The 23,213-nt window shown below is 38.3% G+C and carries 21 protein-coding genes and 2 pseudogenes; 6 read left to right on the top strand and 17 right to left on the bottom strand.

All coding sequences use genetic code 11. The features are described from left to right. From HMPREF3216_RS00720 to HMPREF3216_RS06645, 13 genes and pseudogenes are all read right to left on the bottom strand, one after another. On the bottom strand, positions 1-230 hold a 230-nt coding region (locus HMPREF3216_RS00720), incomplete at its 3' end, for a type II toxin-antitoxin system RelB/DinJ family antitoxin (RefSeq protein ID WP_060786507.1). A gap of 441 nt (positions 231-671) precedes the next feature. Further along, entirely contained in the window at positions 672-1,256 is a 585-nt protein-coding gene (locus tag HMPREF3216_RS00715; RefSeq protein ID WP_060786491.1) for a DUF7010 family protein, read from the bottom strand. A gap of 26 nt (positions 1,257-1,282) precedes the next feature. Beyond that, positions 1,283-1,450 (bottom strand): CD1845 family protein, encoded by a 168-nt coding sequence (locus HMPREF3216_RS06675; RefSeq protein ID WP_415688509.1) that lies wholly within the window; start codon positions 1,448-1,450, stop codon positions 1,283-1,285. Next, positions 1,449-1,628 (bottom strand): annotated as a pseudogene (locus HMPREF3216_RS06670) (AAA family ATPase); the annotation flags it as partial. The pseudogene HMPREF3216_RS06670 and the gene HMPREF3216_RS06675, both read right to left, overlap by 2 nt. Before the next feature lie 128 nt (positions 1,629-1,756). Next, the gene (locus HMPREF3216_RS00705) at positions 1,757-2,191 is read right to left on the bottom strand and encodes a cytidine deaminase family protein (protein WP_060786489.1); all 435 of its coding nucleotides are present in this window, start codon (positions 2,189-2,191) and stop codon (positions 1,757-1,759) included. Positions 2,192-2,670: 479 nt separating this feature from the next. Beyond that, positions 2,671-4,149: an Lsa family ABC-F type ribosomal protection protein gene (locus tag HMPREF3216_RS00700; protein WP_060786488.1), complete on the bottom strand. Its 1,479-nt coding sequence runs from the start codon at positions 4,147-4,149 to the stop codon at positions 2,671-2,673. 107 nt (positions 4,150-4,256) lie between these two features. Beyond that, positions 4,257-4,541, bottom strand: a complete 285-nt coding sequence (locus tag HMPREF3216_RS06570) for a hypothetical protein (protein WP_004114737.1) — start codon at positions 4,539-4,541, stop codon at positions 4,257-4,259. 91 nt (positions 4,542-4,632) lie between these two features. Further along, positions 4,633-5,226, bottom strand: coding sequence for a DUF4097 family beta strand repeat-containing protein (locus HMPREF3216_RS00690; RefSeq protein WP_004111245.1), 594 nt, complete (start codon positions 5,224-5,226; stop codon positions 4,633-4,635). A 494-nt stretch (positions 5,227-5,720) separates the two neighbouring features. After that, positions 5,721-6,338 carry an SAP domain-containing protein gene (locus HMPREF3216_RS00685; RefSeq protein WP_004574894.1) on the bottom strand — a complete coding sequence of 206 codons (618 nt, stop codon included), beginning with the start codon at positions 6,336-6,338 and terminating at the stop codon, positions 5,721-5,723. 195 nt (positions 6,339-6,533) lie between these two features. Continuing rightward, the gene (locus HMPREF3216_RS00680) at positions 6,534-7,004 is read right to left on the bottom strand and encodes a GNAT family N-acetyltransferase (RefSeq protein WP_060786487.1); all 471 of its coding nucleotides are present in this window, start codon (positions 7,002-7,004) and stop codon (positions 6,534-6,536) included. A gap of 362 nt (positions 7,005-7,366) precedes the next feature. Further along, positions 7,367-8,263, bottom strand: coding sequence for an AbiTii domain-containing protein (locus tag HMPREF3216_RS00675; protein ID WP_004122116.1), 897 nt, complete (start codon positions 8,261-8,263; stop codon positions 7,367-7,369). A gap of 92 nt (positions 8,264-8,355) precedes the next feature. Then, a complete protein-coding gene (locus HMPREF3216_RS06650) occupies positions 8,356-9,783 on the bottom strand; it encodes a type I restriction enzyme endonuclease domain-containing protein (protein ID WP_338030053.1) in 1,428 nt (475 codons plus the stop codon). Positions 9,784-10,155: 372 nt separating this feature from the next. Then, positions 10,156-10,326 (bottom strand): annotated as a pseudogene (locus tag HMPREF3216_RS06645) (hypothetical protein); the annotation flags it as partial. Between the two features lie 556 nt (positions 10,327-10,882). Here HMPREF3216_RS06645 and HMPREF3216_RS00665 point away from each other — a divergent pair. The 3 genes from HMPREF3216_RS00665 (at position 10,883) to msr(D) (ending at position 14,239) form a co-directional block, all read left to right on the top strand. Then, on the top strand, positions 10,883-11,053 hold the full coding sequence (locus HMPREF3216_RS00665; protein WP_000873143.1) for a hypothetical protein: 171 nt from the start codon (positions 10,883-10,885) through the stop codon (positions 11,051-11,053). A 385-nt stretch (positions 11,054-11,438) separates the two neighbouring features. Continuing rightward, on the top strand, positions 11,439-12,656 hold the full coding sequence (mef(A), locus tag HMPREF3216_RS00660) for a macrolide efflux MFS transporter Mef(A) (protein ID WP_000417519.1): 1,218 nt from the start codon (positions 11,439-11,441) through the stop codon (positions 12,654-12,656). A 119-nt stretch (positions 12,657-12,775) separates the two neighbouring features. Beyond that, positions 12,776-14,239 carry an ABC-F type ribosomal protection protein Msr(D) gene (gene msr(D) / locus HMPREF3216_RS00655; RefSeq protein WP_000420313.1) on the top strand — a complete coding sequence of 488 codons (1,464 nt, stop codon included), beginning with the start codon at positions 12,776-12,778 and terminating at the stop codon, positions 14,237-14,239. A gap of 117 nt (positions 14,240-14,356) precedes the next feature. On the opposite strand, the gene HMPREF3216_RS00650 is transcribed toward msr(D), so the two are convergent. Together HMPREF3216_RS00650 and HMPREF3216_RS00645 are read right to left on the bottom strand one after the other, a co-directional pair. Beyond that, positions 14,357-14,647, bottom strand: a complete 291-nt coding sequence (locus HMPREF3216_RS00650) for a DUF5960 family protein (protein ID WP_004121959.1) — start codon at positions 14,645-14,647, stop codon at positions 14,357-14,359. Then, the gene (locus tag HMPREF3216_RS00645; protein WP_004121956.1) at positions 14,647-14,859 is read right to left on the bottom strand and encodes a helix-turn-helix domain-containing protein; all 213 of its coding nucleotides are present in this window, start codon (positions 14,857-14,859) and stop codon (positions 14,647-14,649) included. The genes HMPREF3216_RS00650 and HMPREF3216_RS00645 overlap by 1 nt, the downstream gene beginning before the upstream one ends. Positions 14,860-15,170: 311 nt before the next feature. On the opposite strand from HMPREF3216_RS00645, the gene HMPREF3216_RS00635 reads away from it, so the two are divergent. From HMPREF3216_RS00635 to HMPREF3216_RS00625, 3 genes are all read left to right on the top strand, one after another. After that, positions 15,171-17,495 (top strand): phage/plasmid primase, P4 family, encoded by a 2,325-nt coding sequence (locus HMPREF3216_RS00635; RefSeq protein WP_060786486.1) that lies wholly within the window; start codon positions 15,171-15,173, stop codon positions 17,493-17,495. Positions 17,496-17,912: 417 nt separating this feature from the next. Beyond that, positions 17,913-18,860, top strand: coding sequence for a phage major capsid protein (locus HMPREF3216_RS00630; RefSeq protein WP_060786485.1), 948 nt, complete (start codon positions 17,913-17,915; stop codon positions 18,858-18,860). A 256-nt stretch (positions 18,861-19,116) separates the two neighbouring features. Then, complete coding sequence (locus HMPREF3216_RS00625) at positions 19,117-20,769, top strand: recombinase family protein (RefSeq protein ID WP_050567888.1); 1,653 nt, start codon at positions 19,117-19,119, stop codon at positions 20,767-20,769. Between the two features lie 257 nt (positions 20,770-21,026). Here the strand turns inward: HMPREF3216_RS00625 and HMPREF3216_RS00620 are convergent, their stop codons facing one another. Both HMPREF3216_RS00620 and HMPREF3216_RS00615 read right to left on the bottom strand, forming a co-directional pair. Beyond that, positions 21,027-22,436, bottom strand: a complete 1,410-nt coding sequence (locus HMPREF3216_RS00620; RefSeq protein ID WP_060786484.1) for a class I SAM-dependent RNA methyltransferase — start codon at positions 22,434-22,436, stop codon at positions 21,027-21,029. A gap of 10 nt (positions 22,437-22,446) precedes the next feature. Continuing rightward, positions 22,447-23,175 carry a DUF3159 domain-containing protein gene (locus HMPREF3216_RS00615; protein WP_060786483.1) on the bottom strand — a complete coding sequence of 243 codons (729 nt, stop codon included), beginning with the start codon at positions 23,173-23,175 and terminating at the stop codon, positions 22,447-22,449. Between the last annotated feature and the right edge of the window lie 38 nt (positions 23,176-23,213).

Raw genomic sequence — 23,213 nt, 5'->3', positions numbered from 1 at the left:
CCTTTAGCCATCAACGCGTTAAACGTTTTCTCGTCCATATCATCTTGTGCTGGAAGCGACTTTGGAATAGTAAGCGGAAACGGAATACCGTTATTAAGAATGATTTGACGGTAAAACATGTCAATAGCCGTAGCCCTAGGAACTCCAATCGTTTCCAGAATCTGCTCCGCCTGCTGCTTAATATTTTCTTGTATTCTCACATTCACATTCGCTGTCTTAGTAACTGCCATATAAACCAACCTCCATACGCATATAATAAATTATTGTGTCGCATATTGCAACACAATTTATATGAATAAGATCCCTCAGCTGCCATACATGTTTTTCGTGTTCGTGTTACCTTCGCATTGCCTTTGTATTACCGCTTTTTATAGCACGGTCAAGTACTATGATGCCGGCGATAACTCCATCTATTCTATAGGTTGATTTTTGAACATAAGAATAGACTAAAGAAAATTCAATAGTCTGGATTTTATAACATCCCCACATGAAATTGAGTGGTCTAGTTTCATCACGTGTTGTATACAACGAAAACTTACCCTTAAACTATGAAGCTATTTCTTTGAACTCTGAAACTTTAGCCTTGAATTCTGAAACCTTTTTAGACATCAAAAAAGACGGTATTACTACCGCCTTAATTATTTACACATAACGTATTTAGATTTAGATTTCTATTTCATAGAAACTTGATCCTTGCTAAGCTCTACAAACTGGGATTTGTTGTAGTTATCTCCCATTTTCTTTAATTCCATATGTAATACACAAGCAAATACTATCTCAATAATACATGCCACAACAGCAACCGTTGTGCCGTTTAATGCACATCCTAAAATCAAGGAAATCATCGGAATGGAAATTGCAGCAACTGTATATCCCTTTGATTTATACAACCATGAATACGGCAGTAAATGTGCGCCAAAGACCATTGCATACACCATAATCATCTTTTCCGGAACCGCACTAAACACCCACATAACGATTAATAAATAAATCATTTGATTTAAGGTGAAAATGAAGCCTAATTGTCCAAGTGGATTTTGTTTTGAAAAGATATCCACCTTTATAAGTTTACCAATGAGCCAAGCCAGCGGTAATAATGGGCATGAACAGCAAAATACCAATAAATTTTTCATATCCATATTGATATCTAAAATTGACACAAGTACTATCAGAAGCCATATAATCACCGATGCCATGATAAATGGTAATCCTTTTTTCTGCTGAATTGCAATTTCTTTTCTTAATTCATCCACCATTTTCTCCTCCAGAAATTCAAATTTGTCTACACTGCCTTAATCTTATAATTTATCAATTCAATAAACGATATCACAGTCACTCCTATCATCGGAAGCTCATAGGGACTAAATAGGAAACCGATAGCCAAGCCAGATATATCTATTCTAACTTCTCCTTGAATACAAGAAGTTAGCGCCCCAAATATGCAGAACATCATAATGATCAACATTGAACACTCTGAAAATAGCGTCTGCCTTATGCTGAGGCAACACGGTCATGATACGGTTATCCGTACCAAAGAGTAAGACTGCCGCAAGTGTGATACCTTCTTTGTTCGTTTCCGGATCCTCAAGTATAAGCCCACAGCTTCTGAGCATCTCCTCATCCGTCATGTCAATCCACGGATGGTGCTCAATATTCACTCTCGTCATTCTCCTTGCCCGATCCATAAGATTATGGCGAAGGCTTGAAACCGGGATGGCAGTATGGGAGACTTGATTTGTCTATACAAGCGGGACGGTCATTTTGCTTTCGCTTCAGCATATCTATCTTTGCCCCACCAATTTGGCAGGAGCTCCTTCAATGTAACAGTCTTCCGCTGTTCAAAGTCCTCCATAATCTCCATTTTTTCATTTTCTTCATTCAATTGATAAAAGAACTCTCTACACGCTCCACAAGGCATACCGCTTCCCGCGCCATAAGGTGCCTTGTCACGGAATGCGATAAAGCGCTTCACCTTCGTCTGTCCGCTATTCACATACATATTAAGAGCGGCCACGCGTTCTGCGCACAAATTAAGAACCCCACTGCAGCTCTCAATGCAGAAACCCGTGAAAATTTCTCCGTTTTCAGCTTCTATTGCACATACAACATGATGTGCGTAAATGAATGGAGAAACTTCCTCCGGATGAAATTGTGCCTTTACCTTTTCATACATTGTATCCCAAATATCCATATATTCCTTTTCTCCTAAAATACCTGAATTTATCGCATAGGCCTTCCTATTTGAATATACTATAGTTTCATCTGATCTTTCCTGCCGAAAACTATTATCCGAATTAGATATCTATCTCACAGCCACAACTACCCCAACATCTAACTCGGCAACTCAACATAGTGACATCTATTAAGGCAACTCAACTCTCACACTTTTTGACCTGATCTGCCCTTGGATAAGTTACCGAGAAGCGTTCGTCCTGCCTGATGCTGAATTTGCCCGATTGCCTGAAAACCGCAGTATTACTGGACTTTCGCGACTATTTCCCCTCGACCTTTGACATCAATACGACAATCTCACATGTATCAAGACTACCCTGATGATAACCATGCATCAAGAAAAGAGCCTTAACGTTCGTTGCAGGAGAGAAGCTGACAAGGGGAATGTCGTATGATGATAAAAGTCTAAGGCACTACAAACTGGAATTTGGATTTTACTTAAAATTGTATTATTTTATTAGCGATATCTTCTACAAATCGCTTATCGTGTTCCACAAATATGAGTGTAGGTTTTGCTTCTTTTATAATTTCCTCAATCTGTATTCTTGATATTACATCTATATAATTCAGTGGTTCGTCCCAAACAAATAAATGAGCTGGCCTTGAGAAACTTACAGCAATTAAAACTTTCTTTTTTTGTCCATCACTATAATTCTTCATATCCATTTCAAATAATTCTCTTGAAAAATCTAATTTTCTTAGAATTGTTTTACACAATGTTTCATCAACATCTTGCTTGTGAATATATTCATTTAGACTACCTGTTAAATTAGATGTGTCTTGAGGAATATACGAGATTTTTAAATTACCTGCTAATTTTATCTCACCTGTATACTCGTGATTTATACCTAATAAAATTTTAATCAAGGTTGATTTTCCGCTACCATTACCCCCATATATAGCCACTATGTCGCCTTGCTTTATCTCAAAACTTACATTACTTAGGATCTGTCTTTCTCCATAGTATGCTGATAAATTGCTAACCGATATTAGGGGATTTTTGTGATGATGTAGCGGATGAAGTAATAGGCTTTCCTTTATTTCGATATCTTTTAGTAAACTCTGTTTTTCTTCTATTGCCTTGTTTTGTCTATTCTCCAAATTCTTAGATTTTTTCATCATCTTGGCTGATTGATGACCTATATGTCCTTTGTCTGGTTTTACACCTGATACTTTTACACCATTTTTAGTATTTTCAATTTTATCAGACCAAATTTGACTTTGTCTTGCAGACTCTTTTAATCGTTTAATATCTTTTCTTAATCTCTCATTTTGACTAATTTCAAATTGGTCTTTCATCACTTTGTTTTCATACCATGATGTAAAATTTCCCGATTGGACATCAATAGAATTCCTGTTAATAGAAATAACATGATTGATACAACCATCTAAAAAATCTCTATCATGAGATATAAGCAAAAATCCTTTTTTACTTTTCAGATATTCACTTACAATTTTTCTTCCGTCCATATCTAAATGGTTTGTTGGTTCATCAATAAGTAAAAAGCCATCTTCTCTTGTAAACAAAATAGCTAAAAGGATTTTTGTTTGTTCCCCTTTAGAAAGCGTTTCAAACTCTCTGTAAACAAGGTTCTCATCTACATTTAGCAAACTGAGTTCTCTAAATAACTTCCATTCTTCATCATCTGATATTAGTTCTTTATATAACTCAATTCCTAATTTTGAAGTATCGCTTATATTTGGTGGAAATTTAATAAATTCAACATCCTTGCTTATTTTACCTTGATAAGTTTCTTGATTTAAAAGTAACTTAAATAGAGTTGATTTACCGATTCCATTTCTTCCTATCAATCCCGTTTTCCAGTTTGTATCAAAGGAAAACGATACATTTTTAAATATGGGTTTTACATATCCATAATATGAGAAAGTGAGGTTTTCAATTTTAATTACTGACATAAAACGCCTCCCTAAATTATCATTTACCGCCCGGGTGCAAAGTGTGTGCACCTTTTAACGTTTAGTTTTTCATGTATTACTACGGTTATCACTGCTTTGCTTTTCAGTCATTTCAATTCTCGATTAGGTAATTTTCCAGTTCTCAAAGCGACAGTAACAAACTCAACCTCTTGCAAGCACTTCTCGCAAAGTTCATAACCTTCATTGAAGTTCACTCTTGACCTAAATGTGCTAGCAATGAATTCGCATGGTGAGGTAATCCTTTCAACTACACCGCACCGTTCGCACTCAGCATACACATTCCCATCCTTAATCGGAATAAACATTCCATGATCTTTCTCATTTCCCATGACGCTAACATCTTCGAAATCATCAAATTTTACATAGAGCATATACGGCTTCCTCCTTTATCGGTATGTCTATATACGCTCTAATTCCAACTTATATCAAGTTTTATTGCTTCTTTTTTGATCTATATGTCTGCTACTTTGCAATAGCTTTCCCATTAAGACAGTGCACCATGTAATGCGCAAATCCATCGTTTTTACAATTTACCTTCTTCTTATCTGAAACCTCGGTGACACCATTCTCACAATCTACTTCAAGGCTTGCATCCTTGGTGATTGTTCCTTCTAAAATACTCATGCCATTTAACGTATCAAGCGTACAAACATGAGTTACTTCTACGTTTGTTGCTGAAGCCAACCCATTATAACATTTAAGAAAGACATCATCCGCCTTCAAATTAACAACTTCTACCTTGCCATTGTTCACTTCTACATAAAGCTTACCAATCTCAATATCCGTGATGAGCACTTGATTAGAATCAGATTCAACCTCACAAACTTCCACATCATGTGGCAAACTCACAACAATTTCAGGCATACCCTGAGTAAGCCACCTCACCCAATTCGAAGCTGAGACTTTTTTAGTTTGAATAAGCCTTATAACATTTTGCGCTTCCTCAACCCTCAATATATCTTGTTCACAGTTAACAAAGCTCACACCAAAGGTATCAGCACGTTTCACCGTTAAACGAACATCTTTCGTCTCTGCGATAAACTTCTTATTATCCATTCCTTAAGCACCTCCTCGTGCACATACTAATAATCAGGTTTCATTTTACCTTTTGAGCTATATTTTCCCACTTCACAGGGTGGGTGCAAAGTGTGTGCACCTTTTAACGTTAACATCCTGTGCACTCAACCCTAGAGCGTCGACATCTTCCCTCAAACAGCCAAACTGCACTCAAAAATCACGAGAACCCGGCTTAAAGCCACTTCGCATTAAACCTTTTAACGATAGCCCTCGCTAAGCCTTGCTACATAAGGGCAAAAATGCACCCACCTAATCAGCCTTTGACATCAATACGACAGTCTCGACGTGCCTGGAGTCAACACTATGGATAAAAAGTTCATTTTTTCGTTTTCGCGAACATATCATTGACTTTTTTTAATGTTTTCCTCGTATTGGTAAACATATCATAGGTTTTTTATACTAGTACGTATTTGGAAACATATCTAGTTTTATATTTTTGATATATAATGCACATTATATAATGTAGAATTTACTCATTTACAATATCCTTTTATTTTATCTGCATATTTGCTTAAAAGCTCTTTTGAATATACTTTACTTTGGTTAGATTCTCTCACTTCGTTCCAAAGAATTGCAGCAACTTTCATCTTATTAGAAAATTTATCACTACGTTCATCTAAGTTAAAATCTTTTACAAACTGGTTCCATTGGTTAGTAGTATTATCATATTTTGCGTAATCAGAGTCTCCATTATATACATCAAGCATATTTTTAATTGTAAAATTTTTGTCGTTCTTTCTTTTTACTTTTCGCCAAGCTTCTGCCATATTCGCATTAAATTTAAATGGCTTAATTCCAGTTTGCTCTGAAAAATAGTCTCTAAATTTTTGATTGAATGAAAATCCACATTCTAGTAATGGAGTATTTAATGTTATATTATCAGTTATCTTTTTATTTTTATTCCTTGAAGATTTTTTTATTTTATTTCCCTTAAAATATTCTTCTATAATATAATTCAGTTCCTTTTTTGTTCCTCTATATTCTAATCCAAGAGACTTACAAACTTTTGATAACTCCTCTCGATACCAATAATATTTGTTGAATTCTTCAAATGATTTTATATCTTTAAATTCAGGTCTACTTTCTAACATACACTTTCCCTCAATTCTCTTTTTTTCTATTCGTTTGTCATCAATACTAGAGCCTCCGCCGCAGCTTTCACATTAAACGAGTAAACACTAGGTATGTCTTATCGACATGTTCGTATGCAGAAACATATCCATGAACCTTTTAACAATTATCTCTGCCTATCGTTAAAAGGTTTCAAGCAAATAAACTTAGAGTTCTCACACTCCTAGATATTTAATATATATTTGACACGGATTCCACTCATCCCATAAAGTTGGAAAACATTCCAATTCTTTATATCCCATCGCGATATAAAAATGATTTGTAATATCATATTCTTTGTAGTGTCCCATCTGAACAGTTTTTACCTGTGAGTATGTGTAACCCATCTTCCTTGCCATAGCTTCGTATGCTTTGTTAAGTACCGAGCCAACTCCCATTCTATGGAATTTCTTTTTTATACCCATCACAAAAATCTCTGCACAATCCTTGCTGGTTGCGTTTAACACAATAAACCCAACAAGTTTATCATTAATATAACAAGCAAGAAAAAGCTTTTCCTGTGAATCTTGAATATATTCTTCTGTACTTTCTGGCATTCCAAACCATTCTTGAAGATCATACAATACTTCTCTAGATACAGATTCCTTTTCTAGTTTATTCTCAATTTCTTTTACTTTTATATTCAATCCAGTCCTCCACAAACTCTAATTTATTCTTGTCATCAATACTAGAGCCTCCGCCGTCGAATCTTTCCAATCGAAGCTTCCTATTCGGTCGCTTCTCTTGGAGATTCTTGACATGAGACCTACCTCTGCTTCGCATCGATTAGCTTTGCTAATCGCGCGATAGCAGGGTTAGAGTTTCAACGTTGATTGACATTCCCCACTTCACAGGGTGGGTGCAAAAGGAGTGTTCAGTAAGGGATTAAAAGAAAACCAACTGAAAGCCTTTAAGCGGGAACATAAGAAATAAAACGACCATACAAGAGTAGAGATACTCTGTGTGGCCGTTTTCTTATACTCAGATACCGAAATAGTATTTGAGATTTTTAGAACAAACCTTGTATTTGAGCTTGTATTAACACTGCAGTAACGCTGGCACCTGTATTAATTAAAAAGTCTTTTAGTCCAACCAATGCTGATTTTAAAATATGCGGTTTCTTCTCTTCTTCAATTTTTAATTTGATGTCAGCTAATAATTCTGTTGCGGTTTCTATATCCTCTTTTGATAAATCAGATTCACTAATACTTTTTTCAACGGCATCAACTACATCCTTAACTTTATCATAGGAAAATGTAACTGTATTCTCACTTCCAGACACTATCTGTACATTATCGGATGGCGAATTGATCACACTTGTATTCCCGTAATAATTATTCACGGTTTGCGGCATGTTCACTGCGGATTCTTTTTCAGTCTCAGAGAAAACCATATTTTCCCCTACAATACCTTCCGATTCTAATTTCAATGTCCATTCTAAAATAGTATTTTTGACTTTTTCTTCAATGTCTTTAACTGCAGTTGTAGGTACATGTAATGCATAATCCATTGGAAGTAGCGAATCAGCCATTTTATCAAACAATGCAAGTTGTTCGCCTGAAAAATCTAAAGTTAATACATTTCCTGAGGACTGACATAAAGAAATGATTTCAGAAATTGAATTTACTAACTTTCTTTCACAAATCTTTTTTTCGTATTCATTATCCTGTATTGAGGTTGGAATCCAACCGCGATAAGGATTGAAAGTTTTTAAACTTCCACGAACCTTTCTATACTCAGGGCAAGATTCTGGGTCAGGATAACCATTTAATTCGTGTTGAATCCATTGATCAAAATCAGCAAGCTTTAATTTTGATGCAATCAAATGTGCTTTGCGTAATATATTAACAACATCGCAATTTGATGACACAATTTCATTCTGTAATTCTAAAACAATACTTCCCATGTTATTCACCATCCTTCTTTCTACCATATAGGGCACTATTCTCAGCAAACATCATAGTTCTTCACATAGAAGCAATAAGGAAAAGGAATAATCTAACTTTCTGAAGTTGTTTCAGAATGCTCCTCAAAATTTTCTACCTGCTCCATCACCTTTGTGAACACTTCAGGACTATACTGTGGCGGATAGCCGTTCTTAACCAAACAAATCTTTATCTTCAATTTTAACTGATTACGCACATTCTGATTGTTGAGCCAGTCCACAAATGAAGACTCGGTATCTATTATTTCCTTAACTTTTTTAGCAAGTGTCTTGCATTTATCGTTTATCACAACACCGTTAACTTCTTTGTCAATGCCATATTCAAACTTATACTGGTCACGAAGAGCAATCAAAATATCATAGAATGCCTTTTCTTCAAAGGTTAATCCTATTTTACGGAAACTCTCACGATTTTCGTTCATCTGACGAAGTATCACTAAAGCTTGTTCAGTTGCAGCCTTAATAATATCTTCTGAGGCAGCTTCCTGTGTTGCCCCGGCTTCTTCAGCAGTAAGGTGCTTACGTCTTTCATGGTACTCATCAATAGTCTTTTCAATCATTTCTTGGAAAGATTTCGCTGCTAATTGGTTAACCCTGCCATATTCCTTTATTTGCTTACGGAGCATTTTGATAAGTAATTCTAACTTTGTAGCAGGCATTTCTACATCTGATAATTTTTCAAAGTATTCAGGAGAGAAGATATCTTCTTCCTCGCCACTTTCAAGAACACTTTCTACCTTATTGTATTTTAATGCCTCTTCAACCATCTTTGATACCACAAGATTCATAGTTTCAGCATCAACATCGCTGGTTCCACTCATTTTACGAACGAAGCCTGCTATAGCCATAAAGCACTGTGCAAGCGCAGATTCTTCTTCGCCCAGATTTCCAGAAGGTTGGCAAATATCAAAAGCACTTCTCATTCTCTTAACAGACTTTAAGAAATATGTCTTAAATGAGACCTGATTAGTTTTTCCGTTTCCTTCTGTCTGCAAGACCTGTGCTGATGTAAAGACATACTCAGCCGCTTTGGAAAGTAATTTATATCTTTCAACAGGGTCACATTTCGTATTAAGGAATGGAGCTAAGTCATAATCTGTAAACAGTGCTTTAAGTATTTCAATCTCCTCCCTGAATGCAGAGGTAGCCTGCTCAACGTCATCCGATGTGGGAGCAACTGATGTATCACCACCGTAAACCTTCATGGCCTCACGCATATTATCGCGAATGCCAATATAGTCGATAACCATACCATATTCTTTGCCGGGATATTTTCTGTTTACACGACTGATAGTTTGAATCAGCAAGTGCTTCTTCAAAGGCTTATCGTTATATAAATATGTAAGTGACGGAACATCAAATCCCGTAATCCACATATCAACTACGATAACAATATGGAAATTAGACTTTTCCTGTTTAAAGGCTGCATCCAGTTCTTCGCAACGTTTATCATTTTTAACTCCACCAAGATAGTTATACATCTCAGCTTCATCATTACTTCCAACACTCGATACCATAGCCATAAATGGCATAGGCTTTAATTCTTTAAGTTCTTCATCTGTTGCAGTAACTCCGTCAGGAGTTTTCTTTTCTTCAAACCATTCCGGATATTTATCCTTGAATTTCAAAAGAAGTGAATATGCAATTTTTCTGCTAGAGCAGACAATCATTGCTTTCTGAATTCTATCTGGGTCACTATCACAAGATGAAATATAATGGTCATGAATATCTATAGCAAGCCTCTCCAAGCGAGAAGGCTCGCCAAGGATAACTTCCATAGAACTCATTGCACGTTTACTGGCTTCAATATCATCATACGTTGCACCATCATCGGCACACTTTTTATAGTAATTTTCAATTTCTTTAGCTTTGGTCTTATCAAGTAACACCTTGGCAATACGAGGATGATACTTAATAGAAACAGTTAGTCCATCTGCGACCGCCTGATCCATAGTGTATCTATCAATTTCCTGACCAAAGGCCTGATATGTTTCGGCAATAGGAGTTCCTGTGAAACCTACAAACGTAGCATGTTGAGGCGGTAAGTTTGCTAGTCAAGGAGTAAAACGACGAAGATTAGCATTTACTTCCGCCCATGCGATAGCTGTCCGTGATTGACAAGTGCTAGCACGCAGACAGAACGGAGATAGCGAACCGCTGAGTGTGTCGCTCTGCTCGTAAAAGCTTAGAAACCTTTGAACGAAAGGGATAATGAAAGCCTTGATTGCAAGGCTTTTTGCTTTATGGTGGGTAAGTATCAGAGTGAGAAAATTTTTGGAATGAGTAGAAGTGATAGCTAGAAATTATCAGTTTCTATTTCCATTTACCCTGTGGGTACGTGTTTGTTTCCATTGACAAGGAGTTTGTGGGAATAGAAATGTACCCACCTTGTTTGAATCAAGTGAAGTGTAGTTGAAGGAAATCTGTTGAAAGCAATACTTCATTTTACCGAATAAGTAATAATTTAGGCAACTTCAAATCGATTAAAAAAAAACTATTTTAAAGGTTAAGAGTAGACAAAAATTGTCCACTCTTTTTTGCAAACTCAATTTATCAATAAATGAAATGAGGGAATGTAAAATGAAATATTTTGAGGTTGAGTTAGAAAATCCTGATGAATTTTTAAAACTACAAACAGAAGATTTTGTGAAAGCTAATCGCTTGCTACTAAGGAAGATAATCCAGAGCGTTACAGTCTATGAAGAAAACTTCGTCATATCCTTTAAATCTGGCATCGAATTGGAAGTATGAGTCTCATTCCATAACTTTTATATTGAACATATCATCTTGTTGTGTTATACTATAAATTGATATAAACAAAGATGTAGGAGGAACCGAAACTATGACAGCCTCAATGCGTTTAAGATAAGCTGGCAATAAAAAAAGCAGAATCTATACCCGATGATAGGCTTTTTTGTTGTGCTTATTTATACGATATTGAGCATTCATTAGTTACGGTGAGGATATTGGTTATTTAACTATACCTTTATTTAACTATGTCTTTAATATGAATGTTTCCAAATTGTATGTATGCAGACCAAAAGCCACATTGTGGGGTTTGGCCTGCATTTTTTATTGCCTAGAATGCTATTCAAAATAGAAATTCAAGCAAAATAATATGCAGGAGATAATATAAATGGAAAAATACAACAATTGGAAACGAAAATTTTATGCAATATGGGCAGGGCAAGCAGTATCATTAATCACTAGTGCCATCCTGCAAATGGCGATTATTTTTTACCTTACAGAAAAAACAGGATCTGCGATGGTCTTGTCTATGGCTTCATTAGTAGGTTTTTTACCCTATGCGATTTTGGGACCTGCCATTGGTGTGCTAGTGGATCGTCATGATAGGAAGAAGATAATGATTGGTGCCGATTTAATTATCGCAGCAGCTGGTGCAGTGCTTGCTATTGTTGCATTCTGTATGGAGCTACCTGTCTGGATGATTATGATAGTATTGTTTATCCGTAGCATTGGAACAGCTTTTCATACCCCAGCACTCAATGCGGTTACACCACTTTTAGTACCAGAAGAACAGCTAACGAAATGCGCAGGCTATAGTCAGTCTTTGCAGTCTATAAGCTATATTGTTAGTCCGGCAGTTGCAGCACTCTTATACTCCGTTTGGGATTTAAATGCTATTATTGCCATCGACGTATTGGGTGCTGTGATTGCATCTATTACGGTAGCAATTGTACGTATACCTAAGCTGGGTAATCAAGTGCAAAGTTTAGAACCAAATTTCATAAGGGAGATGAAAGAAGGAGTTGTGGTTCTGAGACAAAACAAAGGATTGTTTGCCTTATTACTCTTAGGAACACTATATACTTTTGTTTATATGCCAATCAATGCACTATTTCCTTTAATAAGCATGGAACACTTTAATGGAACGCCTGTGCATATTTCTATTACGGAAATTTCCTTTGCATTTGGGATGCTAGCAGGAGGCTTATTATTAGGAAGATTAGGGGGCTTCGAAAAGCATGTATTACTAATAACAAGTTCATTTTTTATAATGGGGACCAGTTTAGCCGTTTCGGGAATACTTCCTCCAAATGGATTTGTAATATTCGTAGTTTGCTGTGCAATAATGGGGCTTTCGGTGCCATTTTATAGCGGTGTGCAAACAGCTCTTTTTCAGGAGAAAATTAAGCCTGAATATTTAGGACGTGTATTTTCTTTGATCGGAAGTATCATGTCACTTGCTATGCCAATTGGGTTAATTCTTTCTGGATTCTTTGCTGATAAAATCGGTGTAAATCATTGGTTTTTACTATCAGGTATTTTAATTATTGGCATTGCTATAGTTTGCCAAATGATAACTGAGGTTAGAAAATTAGATTTAAAATAAACAATATTGGAGGAATATTTATGTATCTTATTTTCATGTAACTCTTCCTGCTAAAATCGCAGGGTTTTCCCTGCATACAAGCAAATGAAAGCATGCGATTATAGACAGGAGGAAATGTTATGGAATTAATATTAAAAGCAAAAGACATTCGTGTGGAATTCAAAGGACGCGATGTTTTAGATATAAATGAATTAGAAGTATATGATTATGACCGTATTGGTTTAGTAGGAGCAAATGGTGCTGGAAAAAGCACTTTACTCAGGGTACTTTTAGGAGAATTAACTCCCCCAGGATGTAAAATGAATCGTCTGGGTGAACTTGCCTATATTCCCCAGTTGGACGAAGTAACTCTGCAGGAGGAAAAAGATTTTGCACTTGTAGGCAAGCTAGGTGTTGAGCAATTAAATATACAGACTATGAGCGGTGGTGAAGAAACAAGGCTTAAAATAGCACAGGCCTTATCGGCACAGGTTCATGGTATTTTAGCGGATGAACCTACGAGCCATTTAGACCGTGAAGGAATTGATTTTCTAATAGGACAGCTAAAATATTTTACAGGTGCACTGTTAGTTATTAGCCATGACCGCTATTTTCTTGATGAAATAGTAGATAAAATATGGGAACTGAAAGATGGCAAAATCACTGAGTATTGGGGAAACTATTCTGATTATCTTCGTCAGAAAGAGGAAGAACGTAAGAGCCAAGCTGCAGAATACGAACAATTTATTGCGGAACGTGCCCGATTGGAAAGGGCTGCGGAGGAAAAGCGAAAACAGGCTCGTAAAATAGAACAGAAGGCAAAAGGTTCTTCAAAGAAAAAAAGTACTGAAGACGGAGGGCGTTTAGCTCATCAAAAATCAATAGGAAGTAAGGAAAAAAAGATGTATAATGCTGCTAAAACCCTAGAGCACAGGATTGCGGCCTTAGGAAAAGTAGAAGCTCCGGAAGGCATTCGCAGAATTCGTTTCAGGCAAAGTAAAGCATTGGAGCTCCATAATCCATACCCTATAGTCGGTGCAGAAATTAATAAAGTATTTGGGGATAAGGCTCTGTTTGAAAATGCATCTTTTCAAATTCCGTTAGGAGCAAAAGTGGCGTTAACTGGTGGTAATGGAATCGGAAAAACAACTTTAATCCAAATGATCTTAAACCATGAAGAAGGAATTTCTATTTCGCCTAAGGCAAAAATAGGTTACTTTGCACAGAATGGTTACAAGTACAACAGTAATCAGAATGTTATGGAGTTTATGCAGAAGGATTGTGACTACAATATATCAGAAATTCGTTCAGTGCTAGCATCTATGGGGTTCAAACAGAACGATATTGGAAAAAGTTTATCTGTTTTAAGCGGTGGAGAAATTATAAAATTGTTGCTTGCTAAAATGCTCATGGGTAGATATAACATCCTAATAATGGATGAACCCAGTAACTTCCTTGACATACCAAGTTTAGAGGCTTTGGAAATACTAATGAAGGAGTACACCGGAACTATCGTGTTTATCACCCACGATAAACGATTACTCGAAAATGTAGCAGATGTAGTTTATGAAATTAGAGATAAGAAAATAAATCTGAAACATTAAATTTAAGGTAGTCGCTGGTCAGTATAGTCTGTTCTGGTTGGCGACTCCATTGTTAAAGAGTATAAAGACTTTAGATTTTATGAATATTAAAAATAGGAACAGTCAATTGAACTGCTCCTATTTTTCTGCTAAATATATTGTAGTTTTCTTATATGTATAATGATAGATTAGCGGATTCTCATCTACGGTACTTACTTCAAATATGAAGAAGTGATCGCGGTTACCTGCATATTTGTTTTCTAACGCTTTTAGTGCGAGTAGGTTATCTCCATGTATGAGCATGTTTTCTGTATTAGGATCATTTTTGCAGTTTGATTTTTCTTTATCCTCAACTAGAATCCTAGGCTCTATTTTGATTTCTTTATCCTTACCAAGCCACGTAAGTTCCAGTTTTTGATTATTAGCCATTACTTTTCATCCTCCGCTATAAATTCCAAAATATCGTTGGGCGTGCAGTGTAAAGCTGTGCAGATACCTTCCACTTTTTCCAGTGATATATATTGCCCAGTGCGTAGTTTCGTAATAATGTTGGCGGAAATATTGCTCATTCTCATTAAGTCCTGATTGGAAATATCTTCTTCAATCATGCGATGTAATAGTTTTTTATAACTAACAGCCATAATTCCCTCCTTATTTTAATAGTTAAATATTATCACGATTCTGTGAGTATATCAACGATATAAAGAGCTAGCCACTCCGGAATATAGCAGATTAAAAAAGTCTCCTTTGCTATTCATTCAAGGCAAATGCCTAATGAATGCTTAGGAGATTTTTATTGTCAAAAATTTTTTCTAAAACCGTCAGATTACACCCTCTTTCATGGCTACCAAGTAGAAGACCAAAAAAACTTTTTAAGACAGGTTAAAAAGTCGGCTTTTTCTTTTGCCTGTGATGTAGAAGGGATAAGCCTTCTAGAAAAGGAGGATCAAATATGGATCTAGAGAAACTGCCAAAAGCACTAAAGAACAAGAATATCTTTTGTTCATGGAAGTACGAGCAGCAAGAAAACGGTAGGCTCACTAAGCCGCCTTATAACCCCATAACGGGAAAGAAAGCAGCTACAGACAACTTAAGCGATTTCACCTCGCTTGATGATGCCATGAAAGTAAAAGACCAATACGACGGAATTGGTATAAAGCTTGTTGATAACCTCTTAGGCATCGATTTAGACCACTGCATCGATAATGGCATCATTAAAGACTGGGCAAAAGAGATTATTGCCCATTTCAAGCACGCTTATATCGAATACAGCCCAAGTAAGCATGGCTTTCATATCTTGCTTCTGTTTAACGGCGCATACGATAAAAAGTCTTATTACATCAAGCATGGGGATATTGAGGTTTACAGCGCTCTAGCTACGAATCGCTATCTAACAGTTACGGGCGACGTGTATCAGGAAGGCGAGCTTTTAGAAGACGATGAAGCCATCATGTGGCTTTTAGACACGTACATGAAGCGAAACATAAACACTCATGAAAAAGAAAATAACGCGTGTACAAGGTCATATTTAAGCGATACATCTGTTATTGAAAAAGCTGGCAACGCCATAAATGGAGCTAAATTTACAGCACTTTGGCATGGTGACATTTCGGCTTACCCTTCTCATAGCGAAGCAGATGCCGCGCTTGTGTCTATTCTTGCCTTTTACTGTGGCGGTAACAAGGAGCAAATAGACCGACTTTTTCGTAAGTCTGCTTTATTCCGTCCTAAGTGGGATGAACACCGTGGCGCGGATACTTATGGCAACACAACCATTCAGAAAGCTGTTTCTAAATGTCATACCTTCTATGAGCCTTTCCATAATGCAAGTGCTGAGGAAGACTTTGATGATCTCTTATCTAAATTACAGGAACTAAAGCCTGATGAAAATATACGATATCGCAACGGTGATTTAGGTAATGGCAGATTGTTTGCTGATATTTTCCAAAACATTCTGCACTATGTACCGGAGCGCAAAATGTGGTTCATCTTCGATGGTGTACGTTGGACTTGCGATATTGGAACGCTTAAAACGATGGAACTATGCAAGGATTTAGCTCTTTCTCTTATACGTTATGCTGGTGTCATTAAAGACGAGAGAACCCGTTCCATGCTTGTTGAGTATTGGAACAAATGGAGCAGCCGTCGTAACCGTGAGATTTATATCAAGGAAGCTCAAAGCGTTTACCCCATTTCGATGGAAGCGTTCGATAAGAACATTTATCTATTTAACTGCCAAAACGGAACTTTAGACCTTCAGCACGGTGTATTTCGCAAGCACTTAGCAACAGATCTTATTACCAAAGTATCACCTGTGTTTTATGACCCGAAGGCAAGAAGTGAACGTTTTCGCCAGTTTGTCGATGAAATTATGAGCGGAGATTGTGAGAAAGCCTTGTATCTTCAAAAGTCATTAGGCTATGCGTTAAGCGGTGATACACGCTATGAGTGCATGTTCTTTCTTTTTGGAGAAAGCACAAGAAACGGTAAAGGCACACTCATGGAAAGCGTTCTGTCTGTGATGGGCGATTACGGAAAAGCGGTACGCGCGGAAACCATTGCTCTAAAGAAGAACCCTAATAGCTCACAGCCGACCGAGGATGTAGCACGCCTTGCCGGTGTTCGCTTTGCCAATATATCTGAGCCGAGCCGAGGACTATTCCTTAATTCAGCCCAAGTTAAATACATGACGGGAAGTGATACCTTAAACGCTCGATTCCTGCATGAGAACAGTTTTGACTTTAAACCACAGTTCAAACTGTACGTGAACACCAATTATCTGCCCGTCATCAGCGATATGACAGTGTTTAGTAGCGACCGCATGCAGATTATTCCCTTTAACAGGCATTTTGAAGCGTGGGAACAGGATAAAACCTTAAAGGCGGAGTTTTCTAAAAAAGAGGTGCAAAGTGCCATTTTAAACTGGCTTCTTGAAGGCTTTACCCACCTCCGAGATGAAGGCTTTAAGCCGCCTAATAGCGTTCTTGATGCCATTTTTAGTTATGCCAACGACAGTGACAAGATGGCACAGTTTGCTGAAGATGTACTCGTTAAAGACCAGAGCTCTGAGATTCGAACGGCAGTTGTATACGACCACTACAAGAAGTGGTGCATTGATAACGGCTGTTTTTCTGAGAACAGCAGAAACTTCAATCAGGAATTAAGAAAATTTGCCGAGGTTGTAAGAAAGCGTCCCAAGACAGGCGGAGAAAAAACCACGCTTCTTAAAGGCTACAGGCTTAAAAGTGAGTTTAGCGATTTTTTAAGTGGCAACTAGTGGCAGTTAATAACCTATATCCCCATATAACCCTATAAGGCAATAACGAAATTTAACTGCCACATCATGCCACGTTTAAGGAGGTGGTGCCTATGATTGCGTAATTCGTATCGCAAACCTGTGTTGAACATGAAGAAGAAATACTATCATGCACAAATCAAAATACTGAAATGATTTCAGCTTTTTGACAACATTGAAGAAAGAAAACCTGCCTAGGTACTGTGCTGTTAGAAATTTATTCGCATACTACTTTCTGAACCTAACCCCCTAGGGGGGTCAAATCTCTAAAGAGTACCCCTTCGGGAACGGGCGCAGGGTCTTGCGTGCAAAAACAGCGAATTCAAAAGGGTAAATGGGCAAAATCAAGCAAATTACTGCAGCAATTGCAGAAAACAGTAATGAAAGGAACTAACGATTATGATTAACAGAGATATTGAAAAAGAAATGAAACTAGCAAGTCAGGACTACCACAGCACGTTTTGGAACGTATTGCGCAATGCAAATGGTAATGCGAATAATATTGAAAGAAAACTGCGCCACCATTATACGGATGCCTATGATTTGCCGACTTCTTCTCTAGCAAAACTCGAAGCAAAGCTTGCAAACAAAAGTAATCTTAGAAAACTGTGTACAGTGGTAAAAGCACACTCGCAAGCAAGTAAATTGTTCATCTATGAAGCCTCACCGTTCACCAAATGGATGAAAGATTATGACACAAGCATCATGACGTATATGCCTATTAAAGATGGCTTTAAGCGTATTGATGTAACGGAGTATACCCTAGTTAACCTCATTCGTTTGGGTACGGATTTTGCAGCTGACCTTGACTTTGATATCGAAGAGTTCATAACAAGCGAACTGACGAAGCAGTTCACATTGAATGAGTCGGAAGCTTTTATAAATGGTGATGGGATAACTAAGCCGACAGGAATTTTATCAGATACATCAGGTGCTGAGGTTGCTGTGCAAGCAAAAGAGATTTCCGCAGATGTCATCAAACGTTTATTCTTCTCGCTAGATAGTAAGTATCGAGAAAATGGCACGTGGCTTATGAATGATGAAACTGCTCTTTATCTTCAAACCTTAAAGGACACTACCGGATCATACATCCTACCTGATTTTGATGGCAACTTAATGGGCAGACCTGTGGTCATTGACAATGCCATGCCTTCTTCTCAAAAGGGAGCGAAAGTTATCGCTTTTGGTGATTTTTCCAACTATTGGATTATCGAACGCCATAACCCAACCATCAAGGTTCTAAACGAAATATTTTCTCTTATGGACCAGATAGGTTACCTCTCTTTTGAGTATTTGGATGGAAAACTGGTACATCCTGAAGCAATTAAAGTATTGCAACTTTCTTAAACAAAGAGGTCAAAATGCATGGATGAACAAATTAGGGATACACCGGTAAAAACCGAAGTGTTAAGAATCGGAAATACTGAATTTACGGTTCACTCTCTTGAAAGCAAGAGTGCTCAGAAAGGTGTCAAAGACCTAATCAAGCACCTTATTTTAAGCAATTTAAACCATGTAATAGAAGCTAAATAACTTGATAAATTCTGAGTTATACGGGAATATATACTGACCGCTTGAAGGCTGTCGGAAAGGAGGAAAACAGATGAATAAACTAAATAGACAGCCTTCTTATACTCTAGATAATGTAGGCAAGATAACGGCACTTTACTGCCGTTTATCCAAAGACGATGAATTACAAGGTGACAGCAATTCCATCATCAATCAAAAGAGCATGCTGAAAAAGTATGCCGAGGACAATCATTTCAACAATCTTATGTTCTTTGTAGACGATGGCTACTCGGGTACTAATTTCCAGCGACCTGATTGGCTTAAATTAACTGCTCTCATTGACGAAGGAAAGATTGGAACCATTATCGTCAAGGACATGTCACGCTTGGGTAGAGATTATCTGCAAGTTGGTATGTATACAGAGATGGTATTCCCTAACGCTGATATTCGCTTTATTGCAATAAATAACGGCGTAGATAGCAATAATCAGTCAGACAACGACATGACACCTTTCATCAACATCTTCAATGAGTTTTATGCTAAAGACACAAGCAGAAAAATAAAAGCTGTGTTTAAAGCAAAAGGACAAAGTGGGAAGCCGCTCTGCATCAATCCTCCTTACGGATATCTTAAGGATCCTGAAGATAAAAATCATTGGATTGTAGATGAAGAAGCTGCCAGTGTAGTGCGTGAAATCTTTAGACTCTGCGTTAATGGGTATGGGCCTAGCCAGATTGCCAATGAGCTAATCAAAAGGAATATTCCAACACCTTCTGAGCATTTTTTCTCTCTTGGTATTAAAATTCCTTCCGCGAAATCGGAGATTAAGGGAGTCTGGAATCAAAAAACTATCTCTAATATGCTTGAAAAGCAAGAATATCTTGGGCATACGGTCAATTTCAAAACAAGAAAGAAATCGTACAAGTGCAAGAAAACATTATTGAATCCCAAAGAAGACTGGCTAATTTTCAAAAACACACACGAAGCAATTATTGACCAGGAAACTTTTGACATAGTTCAACGTATAAGAGATGGTAGACGAGTGCGTGCCAATCTTGGAGAAATGCCAGTGTTATCAGGAATGCTATTTTGTGCGGATTGTGGTAACAAGCTTTATCAGGTTCGAGGAAAAGATTGGAGCCATGATAAAGAATACTTTGTCTGTGCTACCTATCGTAAGCAAAAAGGCAAATGCTCATCACATCAAATTAGAAATATTCAGATCGAAGCAATACTGCTTCACGAGCTTAGAACTATTACTTCATTTGCCAAACAGCACGAAGAAGAGTTCGTGGGACTTGTGATGAAGAAAAGCGAGAAAGAACTAACCCAAAAGTTAAAGTCCTCTAATAGGGAACTCGAGCAAGCAAAAGCAAGAATTAGCAAACTTGACACAATTGTTCAGCATCTCTATGAAGACAACTTAGACGGTAAAATTTCTGATGAACGATTTAAGAGCATGTCTGAGTCCTACGACAAGGAACAAGCTGAACTGAAAAGCAAGATTGAATCCCTTGAAGCCTTTATTTCTAAAGCGCAAGAGGAATGTCTCAACGTAGATTCTTTCTTGAAATTAGTACGACAATACACAGATATACAAGAACTTAATGCAGAGATCATTCGAACCTTTGTAGATAAGATTTATGTTGAAAAATCTGAAAAGGTAGCAGGTACAAGAACCAAGAAACAAACCATATGGATACAGTGGAATTACATAGGTGCAGTTGATATTCCACTCCATAAGTAAAATCGGCGTAGCCGGTAGTAATACCGATTACGCCGATAATTTTTTTAGGAATTAAATCCCTAAGTGAACGCCCCTAAGTGTGTGCACTTTTTAACGTTAACATCCTGTGCACTCGACCCTAAAGCGTCGATATCTTCCCTCATACAGCAAAATCACACTCAAAAACCACAAGAACCCAGCTTAAAGCCGCCACGCATTAAACCTTTTAACGATAGACCTCGCTAAGCCTTGCTACACAAAGGCAAATTTGCACCCACCTAATCAGCCTTTGACATCAATACGACAGTCTCGACGTGATGAGTGTTGGGATATATATCGAACGCGCGCAAAGACTGAACGCTGTAACCAAGCTCCTTAAACGTGCCAACATCGCGAGCAAGACTAGTCGGATCGCAAGCAACATACACAACGCTTCTAGCACCAGACTTCGCAATCTGCTTACAAACTTGAGCTTTAGCACCAGCGCGCGGAGGATCTAACACAACAACATCAGGATGCGCAAATCGACGAACAATCTTAGATGACTTACTCGCCTTAAACACCTGCGATTCAAGCGTTTGCGCAACATCGCCTTGCAAAGCTTCAACAACATCCCTGCTAAGACCTGCGCGCCCAATGTTTCGCCTTGCATTCTTTACAGCAATTGGCGCACCCTCAATGCTAAGCACTCGAGCTGGTTCAGCAGAACCAATTGAATCTGCAGCACCATTAGAATCCCCGCCAACATTAGCCAAAGTCGCAAGCGGAATCGTAAACAAACCCGAACCAGAATACAAATCCCACAAAACCGTATTCTTGCTACGCCCACCAAGCGCAGAACGAACTAATCCCAAAACGTAGTTCACCAAATGCTCTGGAGCTGCGCGGTGAATCTGCCAAAAACCGCGCGCGTCAACATCGTAGTCAAAAGTACGCATACGCGATGAATCGCCAGCAGCCGCAACACGCACGCGCTCGCGCAATAAATCCGAGCCTGCAACCAACTCATCATTTACTATAAGCGCATAATTTTCGCCAATCGCACTAAGAAGCGCAGCCTTGTCATTAAAATCTAAACCATCAACTCGAGGCTCTGGAACAGCAAGACGAATTTGCGCATTTGGCGAGAAAGAACGATTCCACAAGTCCAAAGAATCCGCAACAGCCAAAACCGCGCGCGACGCAAGCGGCATAGTATCAATCGCAATGCGGTCATGCGACTCGCGCTTACGCATAGACAATCGCCCTTCATCATCCGCAACCAACTCCATGCGCGTACGCCAATTAAATCCGTTAAGCTCCTCGTCCCCTGGAATGCGCTCAACACTAACATCGCTTTCCGCAATATCCATGTGTGCTAAACGTTGGAATTGATTGGCAATCACGGAAGCCTTCCAACGAATCTGACCAGGCAAAGAAACGTGAATTAAATCCGCTCCTCCAACTCCGCCGCCCTGAGACAAGGGACCCGCGAGCTTCCAGCGAGGCTCCACACGATCCGCGCTAGGCTCCAAAACTTCTACAACTTCGCCAGTAAAAAAGTGCGCTTTTGCACGCATCGGCTCATCCATACGCACAACAACCAGCTCACCAGGGAGCGCAAATCGCACGAACACAACGCGTCCTTCGAGATGACCTACGCATCTTCCTTGATCCGCATATCGCTCGATTCGCATCGTCACTTGCATAGACTACCCCTTAGTTTTGCGTTTTGTTAAGCTGATTTTCTTCGCGATTTTTATGATGAAGACGCATAAACGGCGTTGCAATAATCAAATAAGAAACCCAAATTGCCAGCGCCCAGAACGGCAATCCCATAAGCAATCGAACAGTGCCAAGCCACACAACGTGATTCGTCAAATATAATGGCACTTGCAAAACGAGCCTCAGCGCAAAAACGCCAATCCACAATCCAGTAACATACATATACGCACGCTTAAGTGGCTTATAATCAAGCCATTCGTGAAGCCACGCGCCAAAATTTTCCGTAGGCATTTTGCGAATCGACTCAATCACAAGCCCGAGCGCTGGCACGCGAGCAATCAGCGAAATCGCAAGAAGCACACCATACACAGCGTTTGTAATAAAGCCCATCATATAGTAGTCGCGCGCTTGATGACTCGTCCACACCCAAATAAGGCAGATTCCAACGGAAACAAGCCCACTAATTGCTCCCATAATTGACTGGCGCTGAATAAGGCGCACTACAACTTGCAAAACTGCAAGAACAGCCGACGCAATAACCGTTGTTTGCACATTTCGTGTTACAACAAAGCAAATAACAAACAGCAAGCCTGGCAGCATGGATTCGATTACTCCTCGAACTCCGCCAAGGGAGTCAATCACGGAAAACGCTTTTTCTTCGGATCCAATTGAAGCCAAAGAAGCTAATCCCGAGCGTTTTTTGCCGCGCACATTTTTTTCCAAGACAATATCCTTTGCTGCCTGACTTTACCGTCGAACTT

This window comes from Gardnerella vaginalis (genome assembly GCF_001546455.1).
Taxonomy (GTDB): Bacteria; Actinomycetota; Actinomycetes; order Actinomycetales; family Bifidobacteriaceae; genus Bifidobacterium; species Bifidobacterium vaginale_B.
The sequence above is the reverse complement of the archived record's forward strand: the minus strand, read 5'-3'. Positions and strand labels throughout refer to the sequence as shown.

What these genes read in the sequence shown, in the direction of transcription:
- HMPREF3216_RS00715 (WP_060786491.1), bottom strand. Translation starts at nt 1,256, where the DNA reads ATGGTGGATGAATTAAGAAAAGAAATTGCAATTCAGCAGAAAAAAGGA.
- HMPREF3216_RS06675 (WP_415688509.1), bottom strand. Translation starts at nt 1,450, where the DNA reads ATGTTCTGCATATTTGGGGCGCTAACTTCTTGTATTCAAGGAGAAGTT.
- HMPREF3216_RS00705 (WP_060786489.1), bottom strand. Translation starts at nt 2,191, where the DNA reads ATGGATATTTGGGATACAATGTATGAAAAGGTAAAGGCACAATTTCAT.
- HMPREF3216_RS00700 (WP_060786488.1), bottom strand. Translation starts at nt 4,149, where the DNA reads ATGTCAGTAATTAAAATTGAAAACCTCACTTTCTCATATTATGGATAT.
- HMPREF3216_RS06570 (WP_004114737.1), bottom strand. Translation starts at nt 4,541, where the DNA reads ATGCTCTATGTAAAATTTGATGATTTCGAAGATGTTAGCGTCATGGGA.
- HMPREF3216_RS00690 (WP_004111245.1), bottom strand. Translation starts at nt 5,226, where the DNA reads ATGGATAATAAGAAGTTTATCGCAGAGACGAAAGATGTTCGTTTAACG.
- HMPREF3216_RS00685 (WP_004574894.1), bottom strand. Translation starts at nt 6,338, where the DNA reads ATGTTAGAAAGTAGACCTGAATTTAAAGATATAAAATCATTTGAAGAA.
- HMPREF3216_RS00675 (WP_004122116.1), bottom strand. Translation starts at nt 8,263, where the DNA reads ATGGGAAGTATTGTTTTAGAATTACAGAATGAAATTGTGTCATCAAAT.
- HMPREF3216_RS06650 (WP_338030053.1), bottom strand. Translation starts at nt 9,783, where the DNA reads ATGTATAACTATCTTGGTGGAGTTAAAAATGATAAACGTTGCGAAGAA.
- HMPREF3216_RS00665 (WP_000873143.1), top strand. Translation starts at nt 10,883, where the DNA reads ATGAAATATTTTGAGGTTGAGTTAGAAAATCCTGATGAATTTTTAAAA.
- HMPREF3216_RS00650 (WP_004121959.1), bottom strand. Translation starts at nt 14,647, where the DNA reads ATGGCTAATAATCAAAAACTGGAACTTACGTGGCTTGGTAAGGATAAA.
- HMPREF3216_RS00645 (WP_004121956.1), bottom strand. Translation starts at nt 14,859, where the DNA reads ATGGCTGTTAGTTATAAAAAACTATTACATCGCATGATTGAAGAAGAT.
- HMPREF3216_RS00635 (WP_060786486.1), top strand. Translation starts at nt 15,171, where the DNA reads ATGGATCTAGAGAAACTGCCAAAAGCACTAAAGAACAAGAATATCTTT.
- HMPREF3216_RS00630 (WP_060786485.1), top strand. Translation starts at nt 17,913, where the DNA reads ATGATTAACAGAGATATTGAAAAAGAAATGAAACTAGCAAGTCAGGAC.
- HMPREF3216_RS00625 (WP_050567888.1), top strand. Translation starts at nt 19,117, where the DNA reads ATGAATAAACTAAATAGACAGCCTTCTTATACTCTAGATAATGTAGGC.
- HMPREF3216_RS00620 (WP_060786484.1), bottom strand. Translation starts at nt 22,436, where the DNA reads ATGCAAGTGACGATGCGAATCGAGCGATATGCGGATCAAGGAAGATGC.